The 18238-nt window shown below is 60.4% G+C and carries 16 protein-coding genes; 7 read left to right on the top strand and 9 right to left on the bottom strand.

What is annotated here, in order from left to right:
• The first annotated feature begins 15 nt into the window (after window positions 1-15).
• On the top strand, window positions 16-612 hold the full coding sequence (gene recR, locus JOE65_RS03285) for a recombination mediator RecR (RefSeq protein ID WP_205161891.1): 597 nt from the start codon (window positions 16-18) through the stop codon (window positions 610-612).
• Here the strand turns inward: recR and JOE65_RS03280 are convergent.
• Window positions 605-1045 (bottom strand): hypothetical protein, encoded by a 441-nt coding sequence (locus JOE65_RS03280; RefSeq protein ID WP_205161890.1) that lies wholly within the window; start codon window positions 1043-1045, stop codon window positions 605-607. The two genes, recR and JOE65_RS03280, sit on opposite strands and share 8 nt — an antisense overlap.
• Window positions 1046-1231: 186 nt before the next feature.
• On the opposite strand from JOE65_RS03280, the gene JOE65_RS03275 reads away from it, so the two are divergent.
• A complete protein-coding gene (locus tag JOE65_RS03275; protein ID WP_205161889.1) occupies window positions 1232-2554 on the top strand; it encodes an aspartate kinase in 1323 nt (440 codons plus the stop codon).
• Between the two features lie 35 nt (window positions 2555-2589).
• On the opposite strand, the gene JOE65_RS03270 is transcribed toward JOE65_RS03275, so the two are convergent.
• The 5 genes from JOE65_RS03270 to JOE65_RS03250 all read right to left on the bottom strand — a co-directional run bounded on the left by JOE65_RS03270 (window position 2590) and on the right by JOE65_RS03250 (window position 10329).
• Window positions 2590-4116 (bottom strand): GMC family oxidoreductase, encoded by a 1527-nt coding sequence (locus JOE65_RS03270; protein WP_205161888.1) that lies wholly within the window; start codon window positions 4114-4116, stop codon window positions 2590-2592.
• An 18-nt stretch (window positions 4117-4134) separates the two neighbouring features.
• Entirely contained in the window at window positions 4135-5565 is a 1431-nt protein-coding gene (locus JOE65_RS03265) for an aldehyde dehydrogenase family protein (protein WP_205161887.1), read from the bottom strand.
• A gap of 149 nt (window positions 5566-5714) precedes the next feature.
• On the bottom strand, window positions 5715-6659 hold the full coding sequence (locus JOE65_RS03260; protein ID WP_205161886.1) for an AraC-like ligand-binding domain-containing protein: 945 nt from the start codon (window positions 6657-6659) through the stop codon (window positions 5715-5717).
• 118 nt (window positions 6660-6777) lie between these two features.
• On the bottom strand, window positions 6778-7005 hold the full coding sequence (locus JOE65_RS03255) for a hypothetical protein (RefSeq protein WP_239536603.1): 228 nt from the start codon (window positions 7003-7005) through the stop codon (window positions 6778-6780).
• Window positions 7006-7173: 168 nt separating this feature from the next.
• The gene (locus JOE65_RS03250) at window positions 7174-10329 is read right to left on the bottom strand and encodes a S8 family serine peptidase (RefSeq protein ID WP_338021538.1); all 3156 of its coding nucleotides are present in this window, start codon (window positions 10327-10329) and stop codon (window positions 7174-7176) included.
• Between the two features lie 280 nt (window positions 10330-10609).
• Here JOE65_RS03250 and JOE65_RS03245 point away from each other — a divergent pair, with 280 nt between their 5' ends.
• The 5 genes from JOE65_RS03245 to purL all read left to right on the top strand — a co-directional run bounded on the left by JOE65_RS03245 (window position 10610) and on the right by purL (window position 15636).
• Window positions 10610-11527 carry a 3-methyladenine DNA glycosylase gene (locus JOE65_RS03245; protein WP_239536602.1) on the top strand — a complete coding sequence of 306 codons (918 nt, stop codon included), beginning with the start codon at window positions 10610-10612 and terminating at the stop codon, window positions 11525-11527.
• A 47-nt stretch (window positions 11528-11574) separates the two neighbouring features.
• Window positions 11575-12132 carry a hypothetical protein gene (locus JOE65_RS03240; RefSeq protein WP_205161885.1) on the top strand — a complete coding sequence of 186 codons (558 nt, stop codon included), beginning with the start codon at window positions 11575-11577 and terminating at the stop codon, window positions 12130-12132.
• A gap of 155 nt (window positions 12133-12287) precedes the next feature.
• Window positions 12288-12560, top strand: coding sequence for a phosphoribosylformylglycinamidine synthase subunit PurS (gene purS, locus JOE65_RS03235; RefSeq protein ID WP_205161884.1), 273 nt, complete (start codon window positions 12288-12290; stop codon window positions 12558-12560).
• Window positions 12557-13342 (top strand): phosphoribosylformylglycinamidine synthase subunit PurQ, encoded by a 786-nt coding sequence (purQ, locus tag JOE65_RS03230; RefSeq protein ID WP_205161883.1) that lies wholly within the window; start codon window positions 12557-12559, stop codon window positions 13340-13342. The genes purS and purQ overlap by 4 nt, the downstream gene beginning before the upstream one ends.
• Window positions 13339-15636: a phosphoribosylformylglycinamidine synthase subunit PurL gene (gene purL, locus JOE65_RS03225; protein ID WP_205161882.1), complete on the top strand. Its 2298-nt coding sequence runs from the start codon at window positions 13339-13341 to the stop codon at window positions 15634-15636. Before purQ ends, purL begins: the two co-directional genes overlap by 4 nt.
• 72 nt (window positions 15637-15708) lie before the next feature.
• Here the strand turns inward: purL and JOE65_RS03220 are convergent, their stop codons facing one another.
• The 3 genes from JOE65_RS03220 to JOE65_RS03210 all read right to left on the bottom strand — a co-directional run bounded on the left by JOE65_RS03220 (window position 15709) and on the right by JOE65_RS03210 (window position 18168).
• Entirely contained in the window at window positions 15709-16641 is a 933-nt protein-coding gene (locus JOE65_RS03220; RefSeq protein ID WP_239536601.1) for a hypothetical protein, read from the bottom strand.
• Window positions 16642-16861: 220 nt separating this feature from the next.
• Window positions 16862-17125 (bottom strand): hypothetical protein, encoded by a 264-nt coding sequence (locus tag JOE65_RS03215; protein WP_205161881.1) that lies wholly within the window; start codon window positions 17123-17125, stop codon window positions 16862-16864.
• An 11-nt stretch (window positions 17126-17136) separates the two neighbouring features.
• Entirely contained in the window at window positions 17137-18168 is a 1032-nt protein-coding gene (locus tag JOE65_RS03210; protein WP_205161880.1) for a C2 family cysteine protease, read from the bottom strand.
• Window positions 18169-18238 lie beyond the last annotated feature (70 nt).

Below are 18238 nucleotides of genomic sequence, written 5' to 3'. Positions count from 1 at the left end.
AGTAAACGAGGGCGCGTGTACGAGGGTGCGGTTCAGGAACTGATCGACGAGTTGGGCAGGCTGCCCGGCGTCGGGCCCAAATCCGCGCAGCGCATTGCGTTTTACATTCTTGAAGCCGAGGGCGAAGACATGGTCCGCCTCTCAGAGGCCATCACCACCGTCAAGGAACGCGTTAAATTCTGCAGCATCTGTGGCAATATCACCGAACAGGAAACCTGCAACATCTGCAGGGATGAGCGGCGTGACCCTTCCATTGTCTGCGTTGTTGAGGAATCAAAGGACGTCATGGCCGTGGAGCGCACGCGTTCCTTCCGTGGCCGCTACCACGTGCTCGGCGGGGCCATCAATCCCATTGCCGGTATTGGGCCTGACCAACTGCGCATCAGGGAACTTCTCAGCCGACTATCCGATGACAGAATTCAGGAAATCATCATCGCAACGGACCCAAATCTTGAGGGCGAAGCAACTGCCACCTATTTGGTTCGCATGCTGCAGACAATCGGCATCAAGGTCACCCGGTTGGCGTCAGGGCTTCCCGTTGGCGGGGACCTTGAGTACGCGGACGAGATCACGCTCGGGAGGGCTTTCGAGGGACGCCGAACGCTTAGCTGACCCAGACTCCACATTGATCTCGTGCACAGTGCGCAAGCCATTCCCAAGGGGGGTCCTCGGTTACCTCGTCGTCGTCGGGCAATGCAGTATTGAGAACCAACTGAACCATGGAATCCACACTCTCGTGTTCGGCACGAGGTTTCGTAGTGCGACCTCCGAGATGAGGGCCAAGAGAAAACCCTCGGTGATCCACGTTGATGACTTTGCCAACGTCCAGTCGAACGAACTCGGTGACAAAGAAACTGAGAGCTCCCTCCTCTTGGGGGTCCCTCGAGAACTCGCAGAGAGCGCCCATTGCCACAACCCGCTCGGTACCCAGCGCACTGGGTCCAGAGTTCTTTTCGGCCTCTGAGAGATGAGGCTCCTGGCCTAGAGCAGCCAGGCTAACCCAATATCCAGCCCCGTCGAGGTCTGCGTTCGCTGATACAGGCATCTTGGGATCCTAGAACGGATAGCAACTACGGTCAATAGCCAACACCGCGCACAAAACTCCGGTTGAATGAGCCGTCATGCGCTGACACAGTTGCACCTCGCGCGTTTCGTGGATCTAAGCTGGCTTCAGGCCGCTCCGTGCCCTTCGGTAGGCGGTGTCCGCGAAAATAACGGTGGGTGTACACGCATGAGTTTGATTGTCCAGAAGTTCGGTGGTTCGTCCGTGTCCGATGCTGAGGGCATCAAACGCGTCGCGACCCGCATTGTGGACACTCAGGCCGCGGGCAATCAGGTGGTTGTCGTGGTCTCTGCCATGGGCGACAGCACGGATGAGTTGCTGGATCTGGCCGAGCAGGTCACCCTGTATCCGGAAGAATTATCACCAGAAGCCGATGGTCTGGTGTCCAGTGCCCGCGAGATGGATATGCTCCTCAGCGCCGGTGAGCGAATCTCGATGGCGTTGCTGGCGATGGCCATTCATCGTCGGGGTGCTTCCGCGCAATCGTTCACGGGCAGCCAAGCCGGTATGTTCACGGATTCCATTCATGGTCGAGCACGAATTATTGATGTCTCACCGCACCGTATCCGCACGGCCATCGAGAAGGGCGACGTTGCCATTGTTGCCGGCTTCCAGGGCATGAGCCGGGACAGCAAGGACATCACCACGCTTGGGCGAGGTGGCTCGGACACGACGGCGGTTGCTCTCGCAGCGGCGTTGGGCGCCGATGTGTGTGAGATCTACACCGACGTCGACGGCGTCTACACCGCAGATCCCCGGGTGGTCCCAGCGGCCAGAAAGATCGACCTGATCTCGAGTGAGGAAATGTTGGAACTCGCCGCATCTGGGGCCAAGATCCTGCATCTGCGGTGTGTGGAGTACGCACGCCGGTTTGGGGTGCCGTTGCATGTCCGCTCGTCATTCAGTCACAACGAAGGCACCTGGGTCATACCCGATCCGGATACGTCCATCACCATTCAAGAGGGAGAACCCTTGGAACAGCCCATCATTTCCGGTGTAGCCCACGACCGATCCGAGGCGAAGGTCACCGTGATTGGTGTCCCCGACATTCCCGGCAAGGCCGCAGAGATCTTCAACATCATGGCTGGCGCTCACGCCAATATCGACATGATCGTCCAGAACATCTCCACGCACGGCTCCGGCCGGACAGACATCTCCTTCACCCTGCCCATAGTGGACGGCAAGGAGGCACTGGCCGCGTTGAAAGCGGCTCAGTCCGCCGTCGGCTTTGAGTCCATTGAATACAACGAGCACATTGGCAAGCTGTCCCTCATCGGGGCAGGCATGCGCTCAAATCCGGGTGTCTCAGCGCGCTTCTTCAAAGCCCTCAGCGATACAGGGGTCAATATTGACCTCATCTCGACATCAGAGATTCGCATTTCTGTGGTCACCGCCGAAGATAAGCTCGACGCCGCAGTACGCGCGGTCCACCACGCTTTTGACCTCGATGCGGGATCGAAAGCAACTGTCTACGGCGGCACCGGCAGGTAGAGTGCGGGTGCAACGACAGACCCGGCGCTCTTTGCCTAAACCGAGGTACCAACGAGCACCGCGGCGGCTCGTTCTCCAATCATCACCGAGGGGGCATTGGTATTTCCAGTGGTCACCAATGGCATGATCGACGCATCCGCAATGCGCACACCCGACAGGCCGTGGACCTTGAACGTGCTCGGGTCAACGACAGCCATTGCGTCAACGCCCATTTTGCAGGTACCAACCTGATGGTGATAGGTCACCACAGATTCGCGCACGTACTGTTCCAGTTCGTCGTCGGAAATGTCGGGACCTGGATATAGTTCCTCGGGTTCCCAGCCGGCCAGAGCATGGGTACGGCCGATCTCGCGGCACTGGCGGACTGAAGCCACCAGAGCATCAACATCAGCTTGTTCCGAGAGCGCGCCCAGATCAATCCGAAGTGGATCTTCCTCGTTCGGGCCGCTGAGCGTGATTTCCCCGCGGCTCTTTGGTCTGACCAAACCGCCAAGCATGGAGAAAGCGTTGTCCGGTCCGGTCATCTCGCCTGAGCCATAGTCCTGCGAATACATGGGAACCGAGAAGAAGATCGGTTGGGTGTCCACCACGGGAAGTTCTGGGCGGCTCTTGGCAAAGAAGTGCACCTCTGCCGGGGCAACATCGCCCATCGGGACCGGCTTGGCCTTGGTGGAGAAGATAACAGGAGAGAGCAGGTGGTCCTGGAGGTTCTTGCCTACACCGGGTAGGTCATGCACTGGCTCAATGCCGGCCGCACGCAGTTCCTCGACCGGGCCGATGCCTGAACGCAGCAGGAGTTCAGGCGAGTTGATGGCCCCGGCCGCCAGGATGGTCTCCCCCGCGTGCAGCGTCTGTCTCCGTCCTTCATGGTCAAACTCGACTCCCGCCACGTGGCCCTCCTGAATGAGCAGACGACGCACGTGGGCGCCGGTGAGCAAGGTCAGGTTTGGGTGGTCTACCACCGGCTTTAGGTAGGCCTGCCAGGTGTTGAAGCGGTCGCCGTCGCGGACATTGAGTTGCATGCGGGAAACGCCCGCCACGTCACCGGAATTGTAGTCCTCATTCAGTGGAATCCCGGCTTCTACCGCGCCGGCCAGCATGTCTTCCTGGATCGGATTGCGCGCAAAGTCCTGGACGACATCCAGCAATCCTGCATCGCCACGCGTTTCCGAGGATCCGCCGTCAAAGTTCTCGATGGCCTTGTAGACGGGCAGGACGTCGCCCCACCCCCAACCGGCGCAGCCTTCCTTTTCCCAGGTTTCGTAATCCCACCGGTCCCCGCGCACCCAAATGGTGGCGTTGAGCGCGTGAGAGCCGCCCATGACCTTGCCACGCGGCAAATGGATGCGTCGCCCGGCGCACCCGGCCTGCTCAGTGGTGTAGTAGTCCCAGTCCTGTTCGCTGTGCCAGATCAGGCCCAGGGTGTAGAGCTTGGCGATGTGGGGATTGGTGTCTTGGTCGCCAGCTTCGAGGACAGCAACGCGCTTGCCCGCGTCCAGCAGTCGGCGGGCAATGACGTTGCCAGCTGAGCCAGCGCCAATCACAAGGTAATCAAGTTCCATGTCTGTTTTCCTACCGTCCTAGTAGCTGATGACCTGTGGCTGGCCCAGGTGCTTCAGGCCCTCGACGCCGAATTCGAGGCCATACCCGGACTGCTTAGTGCCGCCGAAGGGGACCCGGGGGTCCACGGCGCCATGCTTGTTGATCCACACCGTGCCGGCCTCAATGCGGGCGGCAACCTCGCGCGCTTGGGCCTTGTCGCTAGACCAGACCGAGGCGCCGAGGCCCACGTCCAGCCCGTTTGCCATCTCGATGGCCTCATCGATGGTCGAGTATTTGATGATCGGCAGGGCAGGTCCGAACTGCTCCTGAGTCACCAGCGGGTTCGCATTGTCAATGTCCGCAACCAGAGTGGTTGGGTAGAAGAACCCGGGCTGCTCGGCATCCGGATTTCCGCCCACCAAGACTCGGGCCCCGGAATCCTTCGCTTCTTGTACCAACGAGGACACAATGTTGAACTGCGCCTCGTTCTGCAGCGGGCCGAGGACGTTGTTTTCGTCCAGCCCCACTCCCATGGGCATCTGGCCTGCAACCTCGACCAACGCCTCGCAGACGGAGTCGTAGATGTCTTCATGCACGTAGAGACGTTTAAGCGCGGCACAGGTCTGACCGGTATTGATGAACGCGCCCCAGAAAAGGTCCTGAGCCATGGCTTTCGGATCGGCATCAGGCAGGACGATGCCGGCATCATTGCCGCCAAGTTCCAAGGTGATGCGTTTGACTGTGTCCGCACTGGAACGGATGATCGCCTTACCAGTGCTAGTGGACCCGGTGAACATGATCTTGTCGATCTGCTCGTGGGCGGTCATTGCCTCTCCAACGTCGCGACCGCCGGAAACCACCTGCAGCGCATTCTCCGGCAGGGCAGTGTTGATGACATGGACGAGGGCGAGTACGGAGAGCGGAGTGTATTCAGAGGGCTTGAGGACCACGGTATTGCCCATGCGCAGGGCCGGTGCCAGCTGCCACACGGAGATCATCATGGGCCAGTTCCACGGCCCAATGGCACCGACTACTCCCAGAGGGCGGTAGTGCAGCTCGGCTCGGCCCCCTTCGTCATCCACCAGCACCTCGGGCTCCAATTCGAAGCTAGCAGTGGCGCGCAGCCAAGCCGCGCATGCACCGACTTCGAAACGAGCATTGGGTCCGTTCAGCGGCTTGCCCTGCTCCCTGGACAGGAGCACCGCCAGAGCTTCGGCGCTAGCCTCAACGGCGTCGGCTGCGTTGTTCAACGCAACGATGCGGGCTTCATGACCAAGCGCAGCCCAGCCCTCTTGAGCCGCACGGGCAGCCTCAATGGCGGAGTTGAGATCGCCGACACTGTGCTCCGGCGCGCGGCCCACCTTTTCGCCGGTAGCGGGATCATTGATGACGCGTCCGCCGGAAGACGGCTGGATGAGCGCCAGGAGATCGTCGGCAGTGGCGAAGGTCTTGATGGTGTCGGTGGACATGTGCACTCCTTGAGGTAAGGGTTGGCCGCTGATGTCGGCCTAAAGGCTGCTTACCTCCAGTGTGTCCTGCACCACATGAAGAAAGCTTGGCTTTCCCCGTACGCTTCTTGACCGTTAGCGCCCCAGTGCATGCACCGACATGGTGTGCACTAACCCGCCAATGCGGCCGGGCTTCGCCGATACTGGCTGGGGGAGAGCCCGTAGGTGGTTCGGAAGACGCGGCTGAAGTGGGCGCCGTCGGGCAGGCCCCAACGAGCTCCGATCTCTCCTACTAGAACATGTTCGTAAAGTGGGTCGACCAGATCCCTGCGACAGTGCTCCATGCGACGCTCGCGGATCCACCCCGCGACCGTCAGCGCCGACTCCGAAAAAATCTTGTGCAAGGTACGGGTGGCGATGTGGTGGGTCCTCGCTATGGCGTCTGGCCCAAGTGTCGGGTCTGCAAGGTTCGCCTCGATGTGGTGCTGAATCCGGGAGAGCATGCGTCCGTGGTTATCGATATTTTGGTCCGGCTGTGAGTAGATTTCGTCGGCCAGCATAGTGGAGAGCAAGTCGACAATATTCAATGCCAGCCGGTGCCCGATCGGGCTTCTGAGTTCCGGTAACTGTGTAGCGATGCTCGCCACAAATGGTGCAACGGATTCGGCGAGACGGTTGCCCTTGCCCATGCGAACCGCGGTGAGATCCGAAACGTCGTCCGATGGAAGACCGAGCAGATGCTGCGGGAACATCAAAACCAGGGTCTCGAAGCTGTCATCGAAGGTCAGCGTGTAGGGACGTTGGGTGTCGTAGATAGCCACATCACCGGGCTGCAGCACCGCTTCCCGGCCATCCTGCAGGAGCAGAGCGTGCCCCGAGAGCTGCAAGCTCAACTTGTAGTGGCCCACCCCGCCTCGAGCAATGAGTTCGGGAGAGCGGGACACCGTCTGGGGGCCGGCTTCCAAACGCATGATGCCCACATCGTGCAGTTGCCGCCCACTGAGCCGTCCGCTGAAAGGCCCTGTTCGCACAGGCTTTGCTTCCAACGGCACGAAAGTATTCGAAATCAACTTTCTCCAAGCGGAAAACGAATCAACCTGTTGAACGTGATACATCGCAACCCTTCCCAAGCCTGCACAAGTGCAGCCGAAGCCTCAGTCTAACCACCGGGCCCGAAACGGAAAGGTTCACAGACGCAATGGATGGAGGGAATCACGACGTTGGATCGGGCGGCTACTGCCCCGACAATTTCCTGACTGCGTAGTGGCGGTGGTGGGAGTCCAGTTCGATGTCGAAGTCTGACACTTCTTCTTCGGCGGCGTCTTCAAGCGCATCGTGCCGATGAACCACAGGCGATTCCAGATCGCCATGGTCTGCTGGTCCAAGACAGGCACGCGCCACGTCCGTGAACCCCATGAATCGCGCCACCGCGGAACGCCTTCGTGCTGAACGGGTTTCCATTGGAACCACCTTCAATCCCGCTTCGCTGCGTACCCCCAGTTTAAGCCCGCAGCACAAGAAAGGACCCGGCAATCGTGAACTGGTTGCTTGCTTCCCAACAGGAAAGTGGCCGGTGCATATGCACCGGCCACTTTCCTGTTTTCAGCTAATCAGCTGTCCCGTGAGGAACTAGACACCCGACGTCGGCGTGATCGACTCACGCGGTCCCGTAGGTAGCTTGTCTACCGGGTTCAATTCCGGAAGCTCAAGTGCCGGAAGGCCCGACGACGTGCCAGTCACAACAACCGTCACGAACGTTTCCTGTTCGGAACCTTCGTAGGTGACCCGACCAACGTAGGAGCCCGCTTCCAATCCCTTCCACGTCAGCGTCAGCTCACCCTTTTGACCGTTAGACAGTGTGAGGGGATCCGGACTGACAACCGCATTTCCTTCATCGGCGCCCAGGATTGCCGCGTCGAGGCTTGCCGCCGTCTTGGCGCCATTGGGGCTTGCGTAAAGGTTGGCCACGAGCGTGTACTTGCCCGGAATCGGATTCTCTACGGTCACCGATTCGCTGGCGGACGCTGTGGCAACCTGCTGCAACTGACCGTTCGGGTTAATGATGAATAGGTCGAAGTCCGCGGCGTCATCGCTGGACAGTAGCGAGAACTTCGCCAGCGGTGATCCCTCCGGAACCGTTACCTCCTTGAGGTAATTGGAGTCGTTGGTCTCAAAAGCCACTGAACCCGGCACAAGCGCAATGTCGGTTGAATCGGCCTTGGAAAGCCCTTCCAATGCGACGTCGATCGGGCTGTTGGTGCCGGATGTCACCGAAATTGTCCCACTACCATCAGCTACACCGGAGAATGCTGCACTGTCTGGAGCGACAATTCCCTGAGGCCGGACGGCGACCGGTGAGGTCACTGTCTTGCCCGAGCCCTGCCAAGCCAGCGAACCCATGGCGAACTCGCCAAGTGCCGCATTGTTGTTCTCAAACGTCACCTTGAAGGTGCGCTTCTCACCGGCAGTGGTGAAGTTGAGAACGGAGGGCTTTACAGTGACATTCACGCCCGGCACGTTTGCTGTTGCCCGGTACAAGCCCGGGGTCAGTGCGGTGACGGTTCGAGTCACGGTGATCTTGCCAGCCAGATTCCCCAGTGCGAACGAGGGAACATTCATGTCCCGAGCAGCGGTTTTACCGAGGTTCGGAATCCCAAGGTCCAATCCGGTGCCCTGGATGAACTTCAGGTAGTCGTTGACTCCGGCGTCGTAAACCAGTCCGGGTGCCATAACATCGGCCGGCTTTATTTCACCGGCACCGGTGGCGAACACGTCGCCGTCCTTCGTACCATCCGCAGTGACCAGGTCGCCAGCGGTAGTCATCATGGCGGACTTGACGACCGCGGGCGACCACAGGGGCTGCGATCCAAGGATGAGTGCACCAAGGCCGGCAACATGCGGTGACGCCATTGAGGTTCCGGACATGAAACCGAAGTTCTCTCCCCCGGAACCGATGGGCGAAACACCAGCGAGCACGGCAACGCCAGGAGCCGAAATGTCCGGCTTCAGCAAATCAGATTCTACTGCCTGCAGTGGGCCACGGGATGAGAACCCGGCCACCTGTGGAACGGGAGGCAGTGGTTCGCCAGTGGTGTCCTGGGGAACCAGGCTCACCGTGATCCCGGGGTTCGCAGCAACCTTCTCCTTGAGCGCCAGGCTCTGCGGAGCGTTGACATGAACCGTTGGAACCGCATGCTGATCAGTATCCATGGAGGAGTCGGTGAGGTTGACAAGGATCATGCCGACGCCGCCGGCACGATCAACTTCAGCGCTCTTGTCGGTGCGCGCTACAACTCCGCGGTCACAGACAATAACCTTGCCAGCCACCTTTTCCGGGTCCAGCGTGTTTGTCGCACAGAGGGAGCCGTCCTGACCCTCCGCGTCCACGTCCGCGGACAGTGCAACGGGACTCTGCGGTACCGAAGCACCCATGATGCTTGCGCCACGGAACTTGGTGCCGTCCGCGAATTCAGCTGTTCCCTGAAGAGCATGGCTGAACGTGCTCGCCGCTACCGTGGTCACCCATGGTGCGCCGTGGTTGACGGTTCCTGCTGTTGGACCGGAGTTACCAGCCGATGCGGCAACAAAGATGCCAGCAGAAGTCGCGGACAGGAACGCCAACGAGACCGGGTCAGTGGTGGTGGTTGTACTTCCAGAGATGGAGTAGTTCAGTACATCCACGCCATCCAGGATGGCTTTGTTAACTGCCGCAATGGTTGCCGAGGAATAGCAACCGCCTGTGTTCGGGTCAGTGTCTTCCCAGCAGGTCTTGTAGATGGATAGCTTGGCCTCCGGAGCGACGCCGGAGGACTCACCGAAACTGCGGTCCCCAATGGTCTGCTCGACACGGGCATTACCGGCTGACGTGCTGGCGGTATGCGTTCCGTGGCTAGCCACGTCTACCGGTGAGAGCCGCTCTTGGGGTGCCCGGTTCTCTTGAGGGACATACTGGATAAAGGTGTCCGCGAAGTACTGTGCTGAGAGAACCTTCGAGTTACACGCGCTGCCGTCAAAATCCTCGCCAACCTGGCATTCGCCCACGAACGTCTCGCCGTCGGCTTTGAGCATGGCGATGTTGCCATCCGCGTCCCGGTACGGCTGCCCGACCTTCGGCTGCTGGTTGCCCTCGAGCGGCTTGACCTTCTTGCCCGTGAAGAAGGCATTGTCCGGTGAGTAACCGGTGTCGATGATGCCGACGACGACGCCCTTCCCGGCGTTCTTTCGTCCGTCGAACTCCTTCTTCCACGTGCCCTGGCCGCCCGTAAGACCCAGGTAATCGATGCTCGAGTAGGTGGGTGCATTCTCAGTATCTGGAGCAACCATCAGAACCTTGGGGTCCTTGGCTAGCTCCACCGCCTTCTCGCTGGACAGCTCCGCGCTGAACCCGTTGACTGCCGCCGTGAAGGAACTCTCGATCGTGACATCTTTGGTCGTCGCGACCTTCTTCTGCTCATTTGTCAGGTGCTTCTGATACTTCTGTACGTTTGGCGCGTCCGCGTCCAGCTTCTTCCCCTTGGCAGGTTTGGTAGCCGCGATTCCGGCTACACCGCCGTCGTAGGTAGCAACTGGCTCTGCCTTCAACACCACAATGTAGCGACCGTCAGGATAGTCCTTCGGATTGATGTGTGGCGCCTTCTGCTGAGTAACTGCACTGTTACCCGCCGGTGCACCCACCGCTGCGGGTGCTGCCGTTACTGAACCAAACAGCAGCGGGATTCCCGCTGCGAGGACAACGGCTTTACGCAAACCGCTCCCCCGTTTGGTGATCTTTTCCGGATCTTTCACGAAAGAACCAACCTTTCCTCAACGTTTCGGGCCGTAGCCTCGACCAGGACTATCCGCCAACGCGAACGACCCAAAACACAACTTTGTGCGGTGCGTCACGTTGGCTAGGACTACGGTAGTAGGCCGGACCGACATTCCAGAGGCAGTACTGCCGAAACTGAATGTTTGCTCAAAATAGGCCCAAAAATGACGTCGACTCTTGCCAAATAGAGGACCTCAAGCTTTAATGGCGAGCGCCCGAACGCGAGGGTGTGAACTTTCCGTGAACGATAATGGACACATGGCAGTCAGCGACCCTCCCCCGGTCATCCTCACTGAGGAACAGTGGACCACCGCAGCCAACGATCACCGCGAGCGTGTCCGCGCCTTCACAGAGCCCTATCTGGAACGTCGATCCACCGGGAAGAAACATCCCGTTGAAGACTTTCTCTTCACGTACTACAACGAAAAGCCGGGCAAACTACTGCGGTGGCACCCCGGCGCCGGCGTCGTCCTGACCGGCAGCGCCGCCGTCGAACGCTCCAGCTGGAAGCACTACCGCCAACTGACTGTGGCGGAACAACATGATCTCAAGCTCGACGACGATGCCGTCACAGTGGATCGCGAGGCATTCCTGCGGGACCGGGGTTCCACCACAGGCTACGTTCAAACTCTGCTCGGCCGTACAGCCGCGCGTCCTGGTCAGTTCGGCTGTTTTGGGCTCCACGAATGGGCCATGACCTACAAATCTGAGGACAACGGTATCCGGCACGATTACCTGAAGCTTCGGCTCGGTGCCGATGGAACAGACAGAGTGGTGGAGGAAAGCCGGATCAAATGCACCCATTTTGATGCGTTCAGGTTCTACACCCCCGAAGCCGTCGGGCTGAACGAACTCCAGCCCACCCGACAAAGTCAGCCCGCCATGGAACAACCCGGCTGCCTCCACGCCAACATGGACCTGTACAAATGGGCCTACAAACTGACGCCGTGGCTGCCGAGCGAACTGGTCATGGACTGTTTTGAACTTTCGTGGCGCATCAGAAAAATGGACATGCAGGCATCCCCTTACGACCTCTCCGAGTGGGGCTACACGCCAATCCGCATCGAAGAACCCGCAGGAAAAGCGCACTACGTTAGCGCACAGAAGGCGTTTGCGGAAGAGTCTGCGGCTCTTCGTGGCCTGATGCTACAGAATCTGTCCCGCGCGGAACTGTGAGCTCAGCCACTCGTTAGGCTGGGTATCAGGCAAACGAGGAGGTTTCCATGGAATTCATATCGCGGACGGTGGTCCGGACAGTACTTGCAGCGGGCATCATGACATTCGCGTTGGCAGCATGCGGGACATCCGGAGGAGGAACACCTGCCTCGGAACCCGCAGAATCTCCAAGCAACGTCACCAGTAGTCGAATCCCAGCTCCGGCCACAGGGGGACCCGCCACAGCAACGGCCTCGCCATCCCCCTCAAGCTCAGTCATTCCGGACGGCACCGTGGACCTCACCGTCTCCATCAAAGCCACAGCCGACGCCGAATCAAAGGATTACGTTCTCGCCTGCAGCGACAACGCCGTCGACCCCGCCACCACGCTCTTCAACGGCAAAGGCGCCTGCGTTCGAGTCCTGGAGCTGGGAACCGAATTCTTCCAGCTGAAACCAGACCCAAACAAGATGTGCACCCAGCAGTACGGCGGCCCGCAGACTGCCAAGGTCTCTGGCACCATCAACGATCAGCAAGTCTCGGCGTCGTTCTCACTGACCGACGGCTGCGAGATTTCCCGCTGGGATGCCATGGAACCAATCCTCGGTGCCGGCGGCGCATCCTGAGCCGGACAGAGAATTACGGACCGCGCATTTCCCGGATAGGATGTAGGGGCAAGCTCGCGGAGCGCTGACACCTGATTTCCAGCGTGAGACGGCATTTCCCCGGGCTACCGCATTTAATCGGTCGAGAACCACTTCAGTTACAGGAGTTGCCCTAAATGCCCCGGATCGTCGTCGACGTCATGCCCAAACCCGAAATCCTCGATCCCCAGGGAAAAGCCATTGCCGGAGCGCTGCCTCGTCTAGGCCTATACGGCTTCGTTGAGGTCCGCCAGGGCAAACGCTTTGAGCTGACCGTCGATGGCGAAGCCACCCAAGAGGCATTGGATAAAGCACGGACCGCAGCAACCACCCTTCTGTCCAACCCGGTCATCGAAGACGTCACTCGAGTGGAGTGGATCGTTGACGCCGCGGCAGGTGACGTCGAGTGAACACGGAAACACCCCTGATCGGCAGCTACACCGCAAATGACGCAGGACAAGACCTCACGGACGCCCGCGTTGGGATTGTCACCTTCCCGGGATCGCTCGATGATCGGGATGCCGCCCGCGCCGTCCGTCTTTCCGGCGGAACCGCAGTCCCGCTCTGGCATGCGGACTCGAAACTCTACGACGTCGACGCCGTCATCATCCCCGGCGGTTTTTCCTACGGCGACTATCTCCGTGCAGGAGCAATCTCCCGTTTCTCCCCCCTGATGGACAGGATCATCGACGCCGCGAACTCGGACGCAAAGATGCCGGTCCTTGGCATCTGCAACGGGTTTCAGATCCTCACCGAAGCACATCTACTGCCCGGTTCCATGATCAAGAATGATCACCTCCAGTTCATGTGCCGCGACCAGCGGCTGCGCGTGGAGAACAACACCACGGCGTGGACGTCCAGCTTCGAAGCCGGCGCCGAGCTCGTGGTCCCCCTCAAAAACCAGGAGGGCCAGTACGTCGCCGACGAGAAAACCCTCGACGAGCTCGAAGGCGAGGGCCGCGTCGTGTTCCGCTACGTAGACCACAATCCCAACGGATCGCGCCGAGACATCGCCGGAATCAGCAATTCCGCCGGCAACGTCGTCGGCCTCATGCCGCACCCCGAGCACGCCGTCGAAGCCGGATTCGGCCCCGACACATCAGCGACGGGCCCCGTGGAACTCCGCGGCGGACTAGACGGACTGGCTATTTTTACCTCTGTACTGAAGACGATTGTGGGGTCCAAGGCGTGAGCTCGGAAGCAACCGGACAGCAGTTCAATATCGACACCGTGGACCACGCGGCAGGGACTCCGGAAACGGAACTGCCCTGGGCCGAGCTCGGGTTGAAGGACAACGAGTTTGCCCGGATCAATGAAATTCTCGGTCGTCGGCCCACTGCAGCGGAACTCGCCATGTACTCGGTCATGTGGTCCGAGCACTGCTCCTACAAGTCCTCCAAAGTTCACCTTGGCCAGTTCGGCGACAAAGTCACCGAAAAGATGAAGGAACACCTCCTCGTCGGTATTGGCGAGAATGCCGGAGTCGTGGATATTGGCGACGGCTGGGCCGTGACCTTCAAGGTCGAATCCCACAACCATCCCTCCATGGTGGAGCCTTACCAGGGCGCCGCCACCGGCGTCGGCGGTATTGTCCGCGACATCATTTCCATGGGCGCCCGCCCTGTCGCAGTCATGGACCCGCTGCGCTTTGGCGCGATCGACCATCCGGACACCGCACGCGTAGTACACGGCGTGGTTGCGGGCATCGGCGGCTACGGCAACTCCCTGGGCCTACCCAACATCGGCGGCGAAGTGGTCTTCGACTCCGTTTATCAGGGCAACCCACTGGTCAACGCGCTGGCTGTGGGCGTGCTCCGCCACGAGGACATCCGGTTGGCCAACGCCTCGGGTGCCGGAAACAAGGTAGTGCTCTTCGGCGCCCGCACTGGCGGAGACGGTATCGGCGGAGCATCGGTACTGGCTTCAGAGAGCTTCGATGACACCAAGCCCTCCAAGCGGCCAGCCGTTCAGGTGGGCGATCCATTCGCCGAGAAGGTTCTCATCGAGTGCTGCCTGGAGCTCTTCAAAGCCTCCGTGGTGGAAGGCATCCAGGACCTTGGCGCGGCCGGCATTTCCTGCGCCACCTCGGAACTCGCTTCCAACGGCGACGGCGGTATGCACGTTGAACTGACCAATGTGCTCCTGCGTGACCCTTCACTCACTCCCGGCGAGATCCTCATGTCCGAATCGCAGGAACGCATGATGGCGGTCGTCACACCGGAGAATATGGCCGCGTTCGAATCGATCATGGACAAGTGGAACGTCGAATACTCCTGGCTCGGCGAAGTGACCGGCACCGGACGCCTCATCATCGACTGGGCAGGCGAAACCATCGTCGACGTCAACCCACGGACCGTTGCCCACGACGGCCCCGTTTACGAGCGGCCGTATCACCGTCCCGAATGGTTGGACGCCCTTCAACTCCACACGTTCGACGGCGACCGCCCGGCCACCAGCGACGAACTGCGGGCTGCTGTCCTGGAGCTCATGGCCTCACCCAACATGTGTTCCAAGGACTGGATCACCCGCCAGTATGACCGCTACGTGCAGGGCAACACGGCCATGGCCATGCCCGACGACGCCGGTGTGGTGCGCGTCGACGAAGAAACCGGGCTCGGCATAGCCATTTCCACGGACTGCAACGCCCGCTACTCCTACCTGAACCCCTACGAGGGTGCACGGGCGGCCCTCGCCGAGGCCTACCGAAATGTGGCAACGTCCGGCGCCAAACCGCTCGCGGTGACGGACTGCCTCAACTTCGGTTCGCCCGAAGACCCCGAGATCATGTGGCAGTTCGCCGAGACCGTTCGCGGTCTGGCCGATGCCTGTCAGGAGCTCGGCGTGCCCGTCACCGGCGGCAACGTCTCCCTGTACAACCAGACCGGCGGGGTCGGCATCCATCCCACTCCCGTCGTCGGCGTGCTCGGCGTGTTCGACGACGTTACCCGGCGCACGCCGTCGGGCTGGCGTGAAGACGGACAGGCCATCTATCTGCTGGGCACCACCCGCGAGGAACTGGACGGCTCCGAGTGGGCCAACCTGCGCGGTCACCTCGGTGGACAGCCGCCCATCGTGGATCTGGACGCAGAGCAGACTCTTGCTGCGATCCTCATCAATTCCTCGCGCGACGGCATGATCGACTCCGCACACGACCTCTCGGAGGGCGGCCTTGCTGCTGCCCTGTCGGAGTCCGCTCTGCGGTTCGGTGTCGGGGCTCGAATCGGCATTGACGAACTGTGTGAGCGCGATGGCGTCGATGCTTTCACCGCGCTCTTCAGCGAATCACAGGCTCGGGCGGTCGTGGGCGTCCCTCGCTCGGAAGAGGTCCGGTTCAAGGACATGTGTACGGCCCGTCGCTTCCCGTTCATTCGGGTAGGAGTTGTGGACACGACAAACGACGCCCTGGATGTTCAGGGTCATTTCTCCCTGCCGTTGGACGAGCTGCGCGAAGCACACGAGGGGACGCTGCCCAAGTACTTCGGCTAAATTCCTCATCGACTCTGCAGTAGATGCTCTTCTCGCTCCGCGAGAACCTCATCTACTGCAGAGTCGATTGCGTTAAGGTCGCCAGCCGTTTGCTATCAGTGCGTCGCGGACCTTGATCACAGCCGCTCGGGCATCGTTGGCCATGTGTCGCTTGGAGATCCGGACCTCCGTCCACCCCAGGTCGCGGCAACGTTCTTCACGGCCGATGTCCCTGTCCACCTGTCGTTCCTCGTTATGTCCCGCCCCTTCATATTCAACGCAGACTAGATAATCGGCGTAGGAAATATCCGGTTCGTGATGCTTGATACTACTCGGATCAACAATGGCGACATTCAGCTGCGGCGTCGGGAGGCCAGCCCGGTCCAACGCCAGACGAAGCATGGTTTCCGGTGGAGAGTCGGAACCCACGCGGCCCAACTCCAGAGAGGCCCGGGCCGTGCGGATACCCCGCTTCCCGGGATGGCGATCGATCATGGCCTGAAGGTCCGCCTTGGTGCAGTACGGATCATAGCGGCCCTCATAAATGAGGCGGGGAACGCGGATCAACTGGTCCACGACCACCACCAGTTCATCGACACTCAGCATTTCCGCAAGGTCCAGCCATGTTCGCTCGCGAGTGGTCACCCGGATGCCGTCAACAGTGGTGATTTCGTCGTCGTACAGTTTGCTGCAGTGACCGATGACTTTCGTGCGCCTCGGTGCCGATTTTCCTTCGGGTCTGGAAATGTGAATCATGGCTTGCTCTCCCTGACATGTGTAGTGGAACAGTCCCCAGACTGCGCCAGCGGTACGGTGCGATGCTGCGCTGTGGCTCGTAACCCGCGTGAATGCTCCAACGTGTGCTGAGGCAACCCCTGCACTCTCTTGCGGAACCCGGGGGGCCGGGCCGTCGTCGTCGTGCTGTAGCTCGTTACCGCTGGCAGCTCTAATTCCGCGGGCCACATAGAGAAGGCCGGAGCTGCGAAGACGGCTGCGGCTGACGTCGAAAGCGTCTGACTCGGACACGGTGAACGAACCAGTGGTCAGTGCAGCGGGTAACGGTTCCGGATAGCGCGTAGGGAGAGTATGGCTAATTTCCGCATCAGGGATCCTGAGTTATCCACAGGACACCATCGACTCTGCACTAGATGAGGTTCTCACGGCGTGAGAAGAGCATCTAATGCAGAGTCGATTGGGGGTGGGGGCGCAGGTCGGGTAGAGGGCGGGGCGGGGCGGGGCAGGGCAGCTAGTCGTCCAGCTCGAGAACGGCGGCACCGTGGCCTTCGCCGGTCAACTTGTCCGGCCGAATGACGTCCACGAGCGTCACGCTACGTTCGCCATCCAAGGGCGCGGACTCGCCGATCTGGAGGTCCACAACCTGCGTTGTCTCGTCCCTCAATGCCAAGCGGACCGTGGGCACACCACCGGGCTCACCGACCCGAATGGCCCCGATCAGGACGTTCCCGGCCCGCAGCTGCGAACCCTGCTTCAACTCAACGGTTTCACTCATTGCCGCCACCCCTACTTGTCGACCGAGCTGATGTTCGCAAAGTTCTCTCGGTACTCCTGCTCGGTCAGCCAGATATCGCCGACTTTTTGCTCGCCATCAGAGGCCGTACCGCCGTCGGGTCCCCAGGGGTTGCGCAGATGAATCATGCGTTCGCCGTCTCGCTCCGCGATCTCCTCCACAATGTATGCGTGATTGCCAACGATCTGCTTCTCATCGACCGTGTCCGTCCAGAAGTCGTACCAACCGCCGTCTTCGCCCTGTTCAGTGGCGGCGACAACCGGCCCGTCGGCCATCCGATCCTCGATATCGTCGAAATTGAGCTCGCCTTCAGTGCGCGTGTTCTGACCTGTGATGGCCTCGATCGCTTTGGCTGGATCGTCACCATCGATGTCAGAGTATGAGCCGCCAAAGAACTCCGCAGCGGCCTTTTCATACACAGTGGCGTAGTTGGCAACTCCATTGTCTCCGCGGGCAAATTCCTCAACTCGGGTGGCCTCAACCGTGATATCCACGGGTTCACCGCCTTTATAGAACTGCACGGTGTAGGTGCCGTCGTCGTTGCGGGTGATGTGCTCGGCCAGGAACTCTGGGTCCTGGGATGCCACGGCGCCCAATCCGGCCAGGAACCAGCAGTCGCCAAGCTGCCCCTGATAGATATCTGAGGATTCCATATCCCCCGAATCTTCTGAAATGTCGCCAAAGGGTTGGTGGTCAAAGTCGGCATCCGGGTTGCCGGGCAGATCTTTGCCACCACTGACACTGATTCCACCACTCGACGACGTGCTCGCGCGCTCCTGCTCATCAGACTGGCGGAGCAGCAACTGAGCGTTCTCACTGAGCAAAGCCTGGGCCTTGAGCAGTTTTGGGGCATGGGCGGACTTCCAGCTGGCGCGCAAAGAGCTGGCATCACCGCCGGCCCAGGGTACGTCCTGGACGACACTCTGCAGAGTCATGGTGACCGACCTCAGCTGCTCGGCCCCATCACCCATAGCTTTGGCCAGTCTTCGGAGCTGGTCCGGGTTGGCCCCGAGCATTTCACCCATGGTGCGCTCCCCTCATATTCTTGACGATTGCTCAACACTACGGCTGCCCGAGAACGGGCGCGATGGGGAG

It is taken from the genome of Arthrobacter roseus, from assembly GCF_016907875.1.
In the GTDB taxonomy this organism is placed as follows: domain Bacteria; phylum Actinomycetota; class Actinomycetes; order Actinomycetales; family Micrococcaceae; genus Arthrobacter_J; species Arthrobacter_J roseus.
Note: the sequence above shows the minus strand (reverse complement) of the source record. Positions and strands in the feature narration are given on the sequence as shown.